A 14,380-nucleotide genomic window follows, 5' to 3' on the forward strand; every position below is an offset into this window, starting at 1 on the left:
ACTATAATTAAAAATTACATGAAAATGCCTAACTTCAAGAGAGTAGCTATCGCGCTGACAGCACTGCTGCTTACTGCCACATCGGCAAGCGCCAAGTATGAACCCACCGAAGACAATCTGCAGGCCAGAAAGGAATTCCGCGACATGGGCTTTGGTGTCTTCCTCCACTGGGGGCTCTACAGTATGCTTGCCACTGGCGAGTGGACTATGACCAACAAGAACCTGAACTATCATGAGTATGCGAAGCTCGCCAAAGGTTTCTACCCCGCTGAGTTTGACGCTGCCAAGTGGGTCAGCGCTATCAAAGCGTCGGGTGCCAAGTACATCTGCTTCACCACTCGTCATCACGAGGGTTTCTCTATGTTCAAGACCAAGTACAGCAATTATAATATTGTAGACGGCACTCCCTTCAAGCGTGACATTCTCAAGGAACTCGCCGACGAGTGTCATCGCCAGGGCATCGCTCTCCATCTCTACTACTCGCATCTGGACTGGTATCGCGAGGACTACCCCTGGGGACGCACCGGAAGAGGTACCGGACGACCCAGCGCTAAGGGCGACTGGAAGAGCTATTACCAGTTTATGAACAACCAGCTGACCGAGCTGCTTACCAACTATGGCAAGATTGGTGCCATCTGGTTTGACGGATGGTGGGACCACAAGGAAGACCCCAACTTTGACTGGCAGCTGCCCGAGCAGTATGCCCTCATCCACGGTCTGCAGCCCGCCTGTCTCGTCGGCAACAACCACCACGTCACTCCTTTCGATGGTGAGGATATGCAAATCTTCGAGCGCGACCTGCCTGGTGAGAACACCGCCGGACTCTCTGGCCAGGACATCAGCCGTCTGCCCCTCGAGACCTGCGAGACCATGAACGGTATGTGGGGTTATAAGATTACCGACCAGAACTATAAAAACAAGAAGACACTGGTGCAGTATCTCGTCCGCGCTGCTGGCAAGAACGCCAACCTGCTCATGAACATCGGCCCTCAGCCCGACGGCAATCTCCCGGAGGTGGCCGTGAGTCGTCTGGCCGAAATGGGTGAGTGGATGAAGACCTACGGCGAGACCATCTATGGTTGCCGTGCGGGCATCGTGGCTCCCCACAACTGGGGCGTGATCACCCAGAAGGGCAATAAGCTCTATGTGCACATCCTCGACCTCAAGGACAAGGGCCTCTTCCTCCCCACTGGCAACAAGAAGATAAAGAGCGCTGTCGACTTCGTCACCCGTAGACCTGTCAAGATGGCCAAGAGCGGCGACGGCATCACTCTGTTGCTCAACGAGGTGCCCACCGAGATAGACAAGGTGATAGAACTGGAACTGAAATAAGTAGAATGAAGCATGGGAAGAAACAAATTCTCACAGACTGAAATCATTCAAATAGCCAAACTGCTCAGACTGAAGAACGCAGGTAACCGCGCCCAGCAGAAGCAGGTAAGACATGAACTCAGAGTCAATTACGAGTTCAACATCTCTGACTTCAACGAGCCTGGCCGTGCTTTCGGCGAAGACGAACTGCAGGCCGCGCTCGACCGTGGTGCCATTCAGATACTCGACGACGCCACTATTGCCTATATGAAGGCTAAGCGTGCCCGCGACCGTGCCCGCGATGAGGCTGAACGCCAGCGCCAGGCAGTGGAAAGCGGCGAGCAGACCGACTGGCAACAGGCTATGCGAGAGTGGGAGGACTGGGAAAAAGCGCAGAAATGACCGCACAGGTCCTGCCCATAGTCAGGACCGTTCCAGCGTCCATCACAGTCTGGACAGCAATCAACAGAAAATGGGGGAAAACCAAAGGCACAATGCCAGTGGTTTTCCCCCATCTCGTATAGATAGTCTTCTGTGTCGTATAGTTTTGCTCCAGCGTCGCCGGGGTCATCTCCCAGCCAGCCGGGATGGCCTTACAGCTTGTATTGCATGTGCTTCATGGCGTGTCCGCCCCAAGCAGAGTCGTCCACATGCACAAAACCTATGCGGGAGTAGAGCTTCTCGGCCTTGGGGTTGCCCTTGTCTACGAGCAGACCTACTGCCGGCAGTCCCAGGGTGCGTGCCTTGTCTATGGTAGCCTCGATGAGCTGCGAGGCAATGCCCTTGCCGCGGTATTCGGGCTTCACACAGATGCTGTCGATATAGAGTTCGCCAGCCTGGGTTTCGTCGTCGATGGCAGAGAAGTCACGGCCAAAGCGGTGGAGGGCCTCTCTGATGAACGCCTGACGCAATTGGTGCAGCTGTCCGCCATCATAGCTCACGCAGATGCCGGCGATGTCGTCGCCGTCGAGGGCTACCAGCGTGTTGAGATGACTGTACTGACTGTCGGTGCGCTCTACCAGAGCGGTCATCATGTCTTCAAACTCGTCGAGCGTATGGTTGTCGCCGGCGAAGTACTGGCAGCACTCGTAGTTCATGGCCACCATGATGAGCCGGGCTATCTCGCGCGACTGTAGGGGTGTTGCGGTGATAGTCTTCATGTTGTTTGTTCTTGTATTGTTACTTGTTTAGGGTAAATTCAAATCTCATTCCACCTTCAGCGGGGCACGTGGCGGTGATGGAGCCACCGTGCAGCCCCACGGCGTTCTTGACGATGGCGAGCCCGAGCCCTGTGCCGCCCATCTTCCGGCTGCGCCCCTTGTCTACTCGGTAGAAGCGCTCGAATATGCGTGACAGATGCTGAGGCTCGATGCCCACTCCGTTGTCGCTGAAGACAAACCGCCACTGGCTGCCCTCGTCATGGGCGCTCAGCTGGATGGTGGTGCCCTCGCCGGCATAGGCTATGGCGTTGTCGGTGAGGTTGCGGAAGATGCTGTAGAGCAGACTCTGGTTGCCGTGGATGACGAGCCGTTCGGGCAAGTCTACCACTGCCTTCATTCCCTTCTGCTCCAGTTGTAGGGCGGTGGTCTTGGCGATGCCCGCCACGAGCTGCGCCACGTCGACATCGGTGAAGTCCATCATCTGGACGCCGTCGTCCATCTTGTTGAGCGTCGATATGTCTTGCAGTAGTGACGTGAGGCGTTGGCTCTGGGCATAACAGCGCTCCAGAAACTGCTGGCGCATGGCATCGTCGACATTGGGGTTGTCGAGGATGGTCTCCAGATAGCCCTGGATGCTTGCCACAGGAGTCTTGAGTTCGTGGGCAATGTTCTGGGTGAGCTGCCGCTTGAGCACATCCTGCTCCCGGCGGGTGTGCTGCAGCTGTTTGTATATCTTGATGATTTTCTCGGCTATCTCTCCCAGTTCGTCGTTGGGGAAGTTGATGAGCTCCTCGGTCTCCAGCGACTCGTTGTGACCCGCCCTGATGGCAAAGGCGCGCAACGTGGATATGTTCTTGCCCAGCCTGTGTGCGAAGTGGTAGAGTATGATGACCAATATGAAGATTGCAGCCAATGCAAACCACAGGTAATGCTGGTCTGCCTGGAGCGATTTGGCCAGGTCGTGGTTGTAGGGCAAAGCGCTGCGCACGATGAGGCTGTCGTCGGGGTAGTAGGACGCCGAGTAGAAGAAGTAGCCCTTCATCGTGTTGCTGCTGCGCTCGACGGTAGAGCCCGTGCCATGCTCGAGCGCCTGCTTGACTTCAGGGCGCGAGGCGTGGTTGCCAATGTGGGCTTTGCGCTTGGACCAGTTGTCATAGATTACTACGCCCGACGGACGGATGAGGGTCACTCTCAGTCCCGGTGCATGGTGCCGGCGCACATAGTCGCTGTACTCCCGCTCGGTGGCGATGACACCGTCGTGGATTTCGTCGGCCATGCGGTCGTTGAAGTCCTGCAGCCTGATGTTGAGAGCGTCTATCTTGAACTGTTTCTCCCTCGCCTGCTGATACACGATGAACGTGCTGGCGAAGACCAGAAACACGGCGATGACGCCTACAAACAACTTCTGTCCTACCGTGGGTCTTCTCATAGTGTTACTCTTCAAAGAAATAGCCGTAACCCAGCCTTGTCACGATGTGGTGGGCATAGTCCTTAATCTTCTTGCGCATGCGGGTGATGTTGACATCGACTGTGCGGTCGAGCACCAGCACGTCTTTGGGCCAGATGCGGTTGATGAGTTCCTGGCGGGAGAAGACATGGCCACGCTCACGCAACAGCAGCGCCAGGAGTTCAAACTCGGTCTTGCTGAAGGGGATGTCTTCGCCGTCGATGCTCACGGTCTTTTTGTCGAGGTTGACTTCGAGCCCGCGGAACTTCAGTATCTGCTGTCCGACGCTCTTTTCGCCCGAGCGGCGGAGCACCGCCCTTACGCGTGCCATCACTTCGCGTATGGAGAATGGCTTGGCGATATAGTCGTCGGCACCCAGATTGAGTCCGTTGACCTTGTCGTTTTCATCGGTCTTGGCGGTGAGGAAGATGATGGGTACGTGGGCTGTCTCGGGGTTGGACTTCAGCCTCTCTGCCATTGCAAACCCATCCATGCCGCCCATCATCACGTCGAGAAGCAGCAGGTCGAAGCGCGCCAGATTCTTCTCCAGCGCCTCTTCTGCCGAGTATGCGGTAGCTACCTGATATCCTTCGGTCTCAAGATTGAACTTCAGGATTTCGCAGAGGTCCTGTTCGTCGTCGACGACCATAATTCGAGCTTTGTTTTCTTCCATGTCTGTTGTAGTTTTGGGTTGATGGCGTACCATAGGTGTGTGCCATCAGTTATATATGGTGCAAAAGTATGAATTTTCGGATTCTTCTTCTTCTCTTTTCCGTTAAAATTACGCTAAAAACTGCCGAATAGCTTAGAATGAGCGATTTATGAGTGTTTCACCTCAATGGAGGTAATGATTTAGCAATGGTTCTAATTTCTGCAATGCGCATACGTTTGCTTGTCAAACAACTCTTGTCGGTTGCAAAAGTACAACAAAAACTTCGACTTACAAAAATGCAGTTTATCTTTTATGATTTATTTTCAGTTATGATTTAGATGATTTCAACTGAGTTTACAAATGTACTTCGCAACCTGCCTGTTAGTTCTTGATGCGCAATTATATGTAGCTAAAAAGTTAAAAATGTAGCATAAGATGGCTTTTTATCGCAGATGTTTCTTTTTTATGAAACAATATGAGTATCTTTGTCAACCAAAAAGAATAATATGGCACAAAATATCTTCCGACTTGTCTTGACAGACGAGGCACAGGACTTCATTGAGAGTTTACCTGAAGCGGTATCTTACAAGATATACTACAACATCAAGCGTGTTGCAGGAGGAGAACGCAACAAGGAACTTTTCAAGAAGTTAGAAAATTCGGAGATATGGGAGTTCCGTACATTATATAATAAGACTGCTTATCGGCTTTTTGCCTTTTGGGATAGGGACAAAGAGACATTGGTGATTGCCACTCACGGTATTATCAAGAAAACTCAAAAGACACCAAGTAAGGAAATAGCGAAAGCAGAAGCAATCAGAAAAGAATATTTCAAAAATAAGTAATTATGGCACAGATGAATCTTACTCCATTAGATGATGTTCTTGACAAGCATTTCGGAAAAATTGGCACTCCAAAACGTGACGCTTTCGAAAGTGATGTGGATGAAGCATTACATGCTTACAGACTGGGCGAAGCTATCAAAAAAGCTCGTATAGAACAAAACTTGACGCAAGAACAACTTGGCGAGCGTATCGGAGTGAAAAGAGCGCAGATTTCTCGATTGGAAAGAGGTTATAGTATAACTATTCCAACTATGAGAAGAGTGTTTAAGGCATTGGGTGTAGTTACAGCAACTATTGACTTGGGAATAGCAGGCAAAGTTGCACTGTGGTAAATTAAAAAAGAATAGTTATGAAACAAATTATTAAAAGAGGTAGTTTTTTTACCTTGATGTTTATGTTGCTTGGTTGTTTGTCGCTTTATGCTGCAGATAACGACTTGATTACAAGGCAAATCACCATTCAGTTGAAAAAGGCTGGTACTTTGCCTGATAGAATTGCAAGTAGTAAAAAGTATAAGATTACCAATTTGAAGATTATTGGTAAGATAAATGGTACGGATTTGAGGATGATTCGTGAGATGGCTGGAAGAGATTATATAGGTAATTCTACTGACGGAAAGCTTTCTGTATTAGATTTGTCTGAGGCAAAGATTGTAGGAGGTGGGGATTGCTATTATAATGATAATTATAATAATAGATATTATTATACTTATAATGATGAGATAGGCTATGACGCATTCTATGGCTGTAGCGGATTAACGAGTTTAAACCTTCCTGCTGGTATTACCGAGATAGACGATTGCGCATTCTATGACTGTAGCGGATTAACGAGTTTAACCCTTCCTGCTGGTATTACCGAGATAAGCAAAGGCGCATTCTGGGGCTGTAGCGGATTAAAAGAGGTTAGATTTTGTATAAATGATAATTTAGACACATATTTAATAAAAGGTCATCCTTATATAGATGTAGATTGTGGTATTAAATATTATATAAATGATAAAGAGATCACAAGTATCGAAATACCATCTAACGTAACTACTTTAGGTAATTATGTTTTCCAAGGCTGTCGCGGATTAACGAGTTTAACCCTTCCTGCTGGTATTACCTCAATAGGCTGGAACGCATTCTATGGCTGTAGCGGATTAACTAGTTTAACCCTTCCTGCTGGTATTACCTCAATAGGCTCTGAAGCATTCTATGGCTGTAGCGGATTAACGAGTTTAAACCTTCCTGCTGGTATTACCTCAATAGGCGTTGGCGCATTCAGTGGCTGTCGCGGATTAACGAGTTTAACCCTTCCTGCTGGTATTACCGAGATAAGCAATGGCGCATTCTATGGCTGTATCGGATTAACGAGTTTAACCCTTCCTGCTGGTATTACCTTAATAGACTCTTACGCATTCAGTGGCTGTATCGGATTAACGAGTTTAACCCTTCCTGCTGGTATTACCTCAATAGGCGATGAAGCATTCTATGGCTGTAGCGGATTAACGAGTTTAAACCTTCCTGCTGGTATTACCGAGTTAAGCAATCGCGCATTCCAAGGCTGTAGTGGATTAACTTCTATTTATGTATATGCAGAGAAAGTACCAAAAATAGGTAGTAATGTATTCGGAGAAGTTGATGCCAAGAAATGCACACTTTATGTACCAATGGGAACTCGTGATGATTACTGGCTCTCTCTCTTTGGCGACTACTTTGAGAACATAGTAGAGTTCGACGCAACAGGCATCGACAAGACTACAACTTCTACCGATGTTGAGGAGGTAGCTCGCTATTCAGTAAATGGTCAGCGATTGGTAGGTCCAACCAAGGGATTGAATATCGTGAAGTATAGCGATGGTAGCGTGAAGAAAGTTGTTGTTCAATAATGGGTGGCTAGCATCCTTGTGAGACAATATTTTTATAGGGGGTGTGTCAAAAGTTTAAACAGCCCGCTTGTTTGACTTTTGACACACCCCCTTTTTATGGTTACTCCTTGTGCAGATTGAAAGGTATTGGCTATTCTCGTTGGATTGGTTGATGAACCAATGCCCGAGGCAAGCACACGCACCAATTCCTTCAATCCTTCTGGATTGCGTAGATGGTTACGCTCAATTATATCACGCAGATAGGTCGTATCAAAAAGACTCCTTTGTCGTGTCAAAGAAGTTTGATGGTCATCGCGCATCGGTCGGTGTGAGCACGCGCGCCGACCGAAACGCACACACGCGCCGACCGAGACCAGGGCCGATGCATTACTTTTCTCCATGATAATCAAAGGTATTTCCTAAAAAAGTATTACCTTTACTCCCCAAAAAAGCATGAATATCTCGATTATATTGAACAATATCCAAGATCCGCGTCGTAATCATCTTCAAAAACACAGTCTTGAAAGTATCATTTATATCACTTTAGCCGCGATTATAGGTGGTGCTGAAAGTTGGAATGAAATAGAAGAATTTGGTATTGCCCATATAGATTTTTTCAAGTCCAGAATAAAAGGCCTTGAAGAAATACCTAGTCATGATACATTTAATCGCGTTTTTTCCATCATAAATCCCAAGGAATTTGAGGCAGGATTTCGTGAATGGGTACAAGATTTATACGGAAAATATAAGGGCGTTATTGCTATTGATGGCAAGGAAATGCGTGGTGCAAGATCGGAAGATGAGAATGGTAAAATTTGTCCCATAAGAATGGTGAGTGCCTGGGCTGTTGACAATGGCGTATCATTAGGACAAGAAAAGGTTGGAGAAAAATCTAACGAGATAAAGGCCAGAAAAGAGACTTTTCCTTCATAAAGCGGTTGGGTTGAATCATATTTGCCTGCGAAATCAGAGAGATAGACTGCCAAATGATAACTGTCATTTGTTAAATTTGACAGCTTAAAACTCACATTATAGTGGCACATACAGTCAGCTTCAACAGTGGGGTCGCCCAATGGAACCAAAACGATACAGATTGAGTTGGCTTGTGAACTAACCTGAGGTCTAAAACCATTTAACGCACAGTTTCCTCGGAGGTCAGTCACATTGAAATGACCTGCCCCTTTTGCATCCACCGAGAGAACCATATTTGGAGACTTCTCCATTTCACTTTCATAATATTCCGGATGACTTTCTTTTGCAGAAAAGGAAGAGGTGCAGCCCGAACTTATTACGTCACTCATTCTGATTGGCTCCATTGCATTTTGCTCTGTAGAGCAAGAACTCAAAGCCATAACAGAAAGAACTAAAAATACAATTTGCTTTACCATATCTATTGCTTATTTTGAATTGAACGAATTGATTCTAACAACTTATAAGTGTCGATAAACGCTTCTAAAGATTGTATTGATGATACTTTTTTCCCTTCTACCGTATCTACAAAGTTTTTAATTGTATCATAGAAACCTTGGGTGACTATCTGATTATTTGGTAGGGTTGGCACGAAATCATTACTATTGAATAAGCTTTCTTCTACCCTTTTCTGATGATAAACTTTCTCCAATGGTATTCCCATTAAGGTATGTTGTTTGCCTTTATATGTCAAACTGTTCATCCCTTTCAGCTCGAAAATACCGTTGGGAGTGTTGATGGTCATACTCTCTTGGGCATCATTCCAAGAATAGCCAGTTGACAACTCTAATATCCTAGTGGCTTTTTCATGTCTGGGCACCAACATTAATGTATGATGCCCTATCCATTCTGCACATTTAATTTCAGCTTTTCCTACAAAATTATGTGACAAATCGTCATCCCCGCTGTCACTCCTGCTCAGCCGGCTGCGGGGCGATGGCTGGCTGGGACGATGGTGGCTGGCGGTGGGGTGCTACTGCTTGTCGGTATTGGCAAAATACTTCTTGTATATCATGTAGTAGATGTCCAGCCATCCGTCGGTGAGCAGCCATCTGAGCCTGTTGGCCAACTCCGGATGACGGTCTATAAACTCTACCACCTGGGGGTTGTATCGGGTGCCGGCTTCTTGGCGGAACTCGTTGATTACGGTGTTGAATGTCTTCGGGTTCTTATAGTTGCGGCCTATGCGCTCTGTAGCTGCCTGCAGGCAGTCGCTCAGGGTGAGTATGTCGATGAGCAGGCGGTAAGGCGAGCGGGTGTTGTCGAAGTCTGCAGGGTAACCTCCTTTGCCGTTGTACCACTTGTGGTGACCCAGAATGGCATCGTGGAATGGCGCCAGTCGTGGGTCGAGCTCCAGAAACCGCAGTCCGCGACGCGGATGCCCCTGTATAATTTTGCGCTCCATATCGGTGAGCGGTCTGAAGTCGTTGTTGACCACGGGAACCATGATAGTCTTGCCCAAGTCGTGAAACTCTGCCGCCCTGCGCATGTATTCCACGAACAGCTTCTTGTGCCTGGTCACGTTGCGCGCGTTCTGACAGCCCAGGTAGCCTACCAGCAGCTGCGGTTCTTTCTTCACCATGGCGCTGATGATGGTCGTGGCTATCTCTGCCACGTGCACCGAGTGGGCATAGGTGGGCAAGTCGGTCGTCACGATGAGCTCTTCGAGGAAGTCGACCCTCTCTTCGGGCTTCAGGTATCGCGTGATGCGCTCGTAGACGACCAGTGTCTTGAGCATCTTTACAAACTGGGTGGAGTGCTGGTCATCGTGGCGGTTTCTGAACGCCGTTACAATATGTCCGCACAGCAGTTTGACCGTACGGCGCTTCTCTCTGTAGGGGATATCGGCAATGTCGTTGAGGTAGAGTATCGAGTAATACTGCTGGATGAAGTCCATGAACTCCTCGTCGTTGAGCCTTACGCCCTTTATCAGGTTCCAGTTGCGGGCATACCGGCTCTTGTAGGCGTCCAGAGCTTCCTTTGCGGTGATTTGTTGGAGCCTTACCTGCATGAGCAGCATGTTCATATACTGCTCGTCGTCCATGTTTTTCTTTTTCTTGTAGCTCTTTACCAACTTGGTCATAAGCCATGTGGCCTCCTGGCTCTTCATCATGGTGCTGTCGTAGAGATACACGTTGCGTATCAGCAGCTCGTCCATCCTTTCTGCCTTGTTCTTCAGTCTCGCCATCATACTCGGAGAGATGTGGATGGTCGTGTCATTGAGCATGAGGCGCATGGTGCGCATGTTCGTGCGCAACTGTCTTACGGTCATTATCTTGCTGTTGAACCAAGCAAAGCTCGACAGGTTGTAGAGGGCTGTGACGCGACACTGCTTGTAGGCGGGAAATCTCTCGCTCTCCTTGCCGAGCACCGCTCTGAAGTGGTTGTATGAAGTACGGAGCGTCGTGGTGTCGTTGTCGAGACTGAAGATGTGGAAATAAGCCACTCCCCGCCACAGATGCAGCCAGTTGTCCATGCGCAGGCTGTCGGGTTGGTGATCGCTGTAGCGTTGCATGGCGTTGCAGAGGGTAAGCGTGTTGAAGGGGTCGGCCTTGCCGGCTCTCAGATAATCCAGGGTGAAAGCTCTGATGAATTCGCTGTAGAGGCTGTGGTCGTTGAGCACCTCGCCTACGGTCACGGCGTGGTTGATGCTGTCGATAATCAGCCTGTTAGACAGGTTTATCTCATGGTTCTTCCTTGCCCGCACCTGTAGAAACCTCGTCCATTGGTCGTGGTCGCGTATCTGGAAGATGCTGTCATTGTAGCGGTTGTACTCCACGCGGTTTTGTGCCAATGTGCGAAACCACTTTCTGAATTCGTAGTGATGTGCGGGTGAGGCCGGCTGTGCCATGCACGCGATGGTGCAGACGATGGCGGCAAGCATGATGGATAGCCGTTTGCCGCTGTTACCCGATGACAGCCTTGCGGGGCGGTGGAAAATCTCGCAAGGCATAGATGGTATACACATCTTGTTATAATATTCTGTTCAAGTAAGACATTGTCTCTGTCTGATACCGCTGTGTGTCATTCATTATGCACACGACAATAACTATTGCAAATTTCGTCATTTATTCTGATATGGCAAATTATTTTTCTATAATTTCTATTGGCTTGCTGACAAAAAGTGGCGAACCCCTTGTCAGCACCGCCATTTAGGCGGTTTTCTCCTGCTTCTGGGCATCCATCGTGGCTGTTGCCGTGCTCCAGACCGCGGTGATGGAGGGCGGGGAGAGTAGGGCGCCGCTTGATGTAAGGTTTCCTCAGAGGCATGTAATTATTGATGCAGCCACCTTATAGTTGAAATCAAGGCACGAAACGAGTATATCCAGGTTTGCCGTCATCGTTTCATGCCTCGCAATTCTTATTTCGTGCTTCGCCACGAGGATGGTGTGGCCCTCGGCAGTATTTGCGCGGGTGAGCCCCCGCGCGGAGGCGGGCGTGGGGCGGGCAGAGGGCATTGCCGCTCCCTCAACCCATAGCCGTGTGGGCACCGACCCCATCGCCGCTCCCTCCGCGCGCCGCTGCCAGGTCGTCGTGACAATCGCCGTGATTACACCTTATTATATATATGGCGTGGCGCTGATGGCACAGTTTCGGACTCTCATCGCCGAGATGCTATCTAAAAACTGCACAAAAGTTGCGCTTTGTGCACAGTTTGCGTAAGACTGTGCAAATTTTTTCTCTTTAATTTGCATAAGCTGTAAAATATTTGTAATTTTGCGCCGTATTTGCATTAAAATCAATATAATTAAATATATTTTTTATGAGTTTGAACATTGTTGTACTTGCAAAGCAGGTACCAGACACAAGAAATGTGGGCAAAGACGCGATGACCGCAGAAGGCACTGTAAACCGTGCCGCGTTGCCCGCTATCTTCAACCCCGAAGACTTGAACGCCCTTGAGCAGGCTCTGCGTCTGAAAGAGCAGAATCCCGGCAGCACCGTAGGTGTGCTCACCATGGGTCCCCCCCGTGCCGGCGAGATAATCCGTCAGGGCCTCTATCGTGGCACCGATACCGGATGGCTGCTTACCGACCGTCTGTTTGCCGGCGCCGATACCCTGGCTACCTCTTATGCACTGGCTACAGCCATCAAGAAGATAGGCAATGTAGATATCGTTATCGGAGGTCGTCAGGCCATCGACGGTGATACCGCCCAGGTAGGTCCTCAGGTAGCCCAGAAGCTGGGTCTCAACCAGGTGACCTATGCAGAGGAAATCATCAAGGTAGAAGACGGCAAGGCCACCATCCGTCGTCATATCGACGGTGGCGTGGAGACAGTCGAGGCTCCTCTGCCTGTAGTGGTAACGGTCAACGGAAGCGCTGCTCCCTGCCGCCCCTGCAATGCCAAGCTGGTGATGAAGTACAAGTATGCCACCTGTCCTATGGAGCGCAAGGGCGACGAGCCCTGGTCTGCTCTCTATGACGAGCGCCCCTATCTGACCCTCAATCAGTGGTCGGTAGCCGACGTCGATGGCGACCCCGGACAGTGTGGTCTGGCTGGCTCACCCACCAAGGTAAAGGCTGTAAAGAACATCGTGTTCCAGGCCAAGGAAAGCAAGACCCTTACAGCGAGCGACGCCGACGTCGAGGGTCTGGTAAAGGAATTGTTGGACGAAAAGATTATAGGTTAAGGATATGAACAACGTATTTGTATATTGCGAAGTCGAAGGCACACAGGTTGCCGAGGTTTCTCAGGAATTGCTTACTAAAGGCCGCAAGCTGGCCAACGAACTGGGTGTGGAGCTCCACGCTGTCGTTGCCGGTACAGGCGTCAAGGGCCAGGTGGAAGACCAGATTCTTCCCTACGGCGTTGACAAGTTGTTCGTGTTCGACGGTGAGGGTCTCTTCCCCTACACCTCGGCTCCCCATACCGATATCATGGTCAACCTCTTCAAGGAGGAGCAGCCACAGATAGCTCTGATGGGTGCAACTGTGATTGGCCGCGACCTGGGTCCCCGCGTGAGCTCATCACTCACATCGGGTCTTACAGCCGACTGTACCCAGCTCGAGATTGGTGACTATGACGACAAGAAGAGCGGCAAGCACTACGACAATCTGTTGTATCAGATTCGTCCTGCTTTTGGTGGTAACATCGTGGCCACCATCGTCAATCCCGACCACCGTCCTCAGATGGCCACCGTACGCTCTGGCGTGATGCAGAAAGCTCTCTACGAGGGCAACGCCAAGGGTGAGGTTGTCTATCCCGAGGTGAGCAAGTATGTCTCTGACGAGGCCTACGTAGTCAAGGTTCTCGACCGTCATGTCGAGGCTGCCAAGCACAACCTCAAGGGTGCCCCCATCGTGGTAGCCGGTGGTTACGGTGTAGGTAGCAAGGAAGCCTTCGACCAGCTCTTCCAACTGGCCAAGGAGCTGCATGGTGAGGTTGGTGCCAGCCGTGCCGCTGTCGATGCCGGATGGGTAGACCACGACCGCCAGATTGGTCAGACCGGTGTCACCGTTCATCCCAAGGTATATATCGCCTGTGGTATTTCCGGTCAGATTCAGCACATTGCCGGTATGCAGGACTCAGGCATCATCATCTCTATCAACAACGACCCCGAGGCTCCCATCAACAAGATTGCCGACTATGTCATCGTGGGTAACGTGGAAGAGGTAGTGCCCAAACTCATCAAGTATTACAAACAAAATTCTAAGTAAAGCCCCTCCCTGTCCCTCCCAAGGGGAGGGTATCAAAGGGGGGATGGGTGTTGTTGATGAAAAAAGGTGATACAGCTTATGGATTTCAGGATGCTTCTCCCTGCCTTTATCCCATATTGAAGGCCTTTGCCAAGGAGAACCGCCGCCACTTGACTCCGTGTGAATCCTTGCTGTGGAACTATCTGAGAAGAACCAGAAGCTGTGGTTACCATTTTCGCCGGCAGCATACCATAGGCGATTACATTGTCGATTTTGCCTGTGTTGAGAAGAAACTTGTAATTGAAATAGATGGCGCTTACCATGCAGAGCCGCGCCAGGCGGCCGATGACAGTTTGCGGAGCGAATGGCTCGAGCAGAGAGGTTATGAGGTAATACGCTTTTCCAATAAACAGGTACTCCAGGAAATCGAGAATGTGCTAAGAGAGATAGACAATAGAATAAAAAACAAATAAACAGCCTTCATTTTCTACTCCCTCCCCTTGGGGAG

Annotated in this window: 15 protein-coding genes; 10 read left to right on the forward strand and 5 right to left on the reverse strand. The window is 49.6% G+C overall.

The window, feature by feature from the left end; all coding sequences use genetic code 11:
- Nucleotides 1-18: 18 nt before the first annotated feature.
- Both CIK87_RS07740 and CIK87_RS07745 read left to right on the forward strand, forming a co-directional pair.
- Nucleotides 19-1,332: an alpha-L-fucosidase gene (locus CIK87_RS07740; RefSeq protein WP_173823492.1), complete on the forward strand. Its 1,314-nt coding sequence runs from the start codon at nt 19-21 to the stop codon at nt 1,330-1,332.
- 12 nt (nt 1,333-1,344) lie between these two features.
- Nucleotides 1,345-1,713 (forward strand): hypothetical protein, encoded by a 369-nt coding sequence (locus tag CIK87_RS07745; RefSeq protein WP_094386718.1) that lies wholly within the window; start codon nt 1,345-1,347, stop codon nt 1,711-1,713.
- Between the two features lie 191 nt (nt 1,714-1,904).
- Here CIK87_RS07745 and CIK87_RS07750 read toward each other — a convergent pair whose 3' ends face one another.
- Genes CIK87_RS07750 through CIK87_RS07760 form a run of 3 tightly spaced genes read right to left on the reverse strand, consistent with a single transcriptional unit; the run spans nt 1,905 to nt 4,591 of the window.
- Nucleotides 1,905-2,471, reverse strand: a complete 567-nt coding sequence (locus tag CIK87_RS07750) for a GNAT family N-acetyltransferase (protein ID WP_094386719.1) — start codon at nt 2,469-2,471, stop codon at nt 1,905-1,907.
- A gap of 19 nt (nt 2,472-2,490) precedes the next feature.
- Nucleotides 2,491-3,900, reverse strand: a complete 1,410-nt coding sequence (locus tag CIK87_RS07755) for a cell wall metabolism sensor histidine kinase WalK (RefSeq protein ID WP_094386720.1) — start codon at nt 3,898-3,900, stop codon at nt 2,491-2,493.
- Between the two features lie 4 nt (nt 3,901-3,904).
- Nucleotides 3,905-4,591: a response regulator transcription factor gene (locus CIK87_RS07760; protein ID WP_094386721.1), complete on the reverse strand. Its 687-nt coding sequence runs from the start codon at nt 4,589-4,591 to the stop codon at nt 3,905-3,907.
- 485 nt (nt 4,592-5,076) lie between these two features.
- On the opposite strand from CIK87_RS07760, the gene CIK87_RS07765 reads away from it, so the two are divergent.
- From CIK87_RS07765 to CIK87_RS07785, 4 genes are all read left to right on the forward strand, one after another.
- Nucleotides 5,077-5,415 (forward strand): type II toxin-antitoxin system RelE/ParE family toxin, encoded by a 339-nt coding sequence (locus tag CIK87_RS07765; RefSeq protein ID WP_077195648.1) that lies wholly within the window; start codon nt 5,077-5,079, stop codon nt 5,413-5,415.
- A 2-nt stretch (nt 5,416-5,417) separates the two neighbouring features.
- The gene (locus tag CIK87_RS07770; protein ID WP_094386722.1) at nt 5,418-5,747 is read left to right on the forward strand and encodes a helix-turn-helix transcriptional regulator; all 330 of its coding nucleotides are present in this window, start codon (nt 5,418-5,420) and stop codon (nt 5,745-5,747) included.
- 17 nt (nt 5,748-5,764) lie between these two features.
- Nucleotides 5,765-7,285: a leucine-rich repeat domain-containing protein gene (locus CIK87_RS07775; RefSeq protein WP_094386723.1), complete on the forward strand. Its 1,521-nt coding sequence runs from the start codon at nt 5,765-5,767 to the stop codon at nt 7,283-7,285.
- A 432-nt stretch (nt 7,286-7,717) separates the two neighbouring features.
- Entirely contained in the window at nt 7,718-8,197 is a 480-nt protein-coding gene (locus CIK87_RS07785) for an ISAs1 family transposase (RefSeq protein ID WP_094386725.1), read from the forward strand.
- Nucleotides 8,198-8,654: 457 nt separating this feature from the next.
- Here the strand turns inward: CIK87_RS07785 and CIK87_RS07790 are convergent, their stop codons facing one another.
- Nucleotides 8,655-9,125 (reverse strand): hypothetical protein, encoded by a 471-nt coding sequence (locus CIK87_RS07790; protein WP_216820589.1) that lies wholly within the window; start codon nt 9,123-9,125, stop codon nt 8,655-8,657.
- Nucleotides 9,126-9,206: 81 nt separating this feature from the next.
- Entirely contained in the window at nt 9,207-11,201 is a 1,995-nt protein-coding gene (locus CIK87_RS07795; protein ID WP_094386726.1) for an HD-GYP domain-containing protein, read from the reverse strand.
- Between the two features lie 446 nt (nt 11,202-11,647).
- On the opposite strand from CIK87_RS07795, the gene CIK87_RS07800 reads away from it, so the two are divergent.
- From CIK87_RS07800 to CIK87_RS07815, 4 genes are all read left to right on the forward strand, one after another.
- Nucleotides 11,648-11,896 (forward strand): hypothetical protein, encoded by a 249-nt coding sequence (locus CIK87_RS07800; protein WP_144008149.1) that lies wholly within the window; start codon nt 11,648-11,650, stop codon nt 11,894-11,896.
- 100 nt (nt 11,897-11,996) lie between these two features.
- Nucleotides 11,997-12,866, forward strand: coding sequence for an electron transfer flavoprotein subunit beta/FixA family protein (locus CIK87_RS07805; protein ID WP_022311267.1), 870 nt, complete (start codon nt 11,997-11,999; stop codon nt 12,864-12,866).
- Between the two features lie 4 nt (nt 12,867-12,870).
- Nucleotides 12,871-13,893: an electron transfer flavoprotein subunit alpha/FixB family protein gene (locus tag CIK87_RS07810; RefSeq protein WP_022311266.1), complete on the forward strand. Its 1,023-nt coding sequence runs from the start codon at nt 12,871-12,873 to the stop codon at nt 13,891-13,893.
- Between the two features lie 56 nt (nt 13,894-13,949).
- Nucleotides 13,950-14,345, forward strand: a complete 396-nt coding sequence (locus tag CIK87_RS07815; protein WP_094386728.1) for an endonuclease domain-containing protein — start codon at nt 13,950-13,952, stop codon at nt 14,343-14,345.
- Nucleotides 14,346-14,380: the final 35 nt, after the last annotated feature.

The organism is Prevotella sp. P5-64, from assembly GCF_002251285.1.
GTDB lineage: Bacteria > Bacteroidota > Bacteroidia > Bacteroidales > Bacteroidaceae > Prevotella.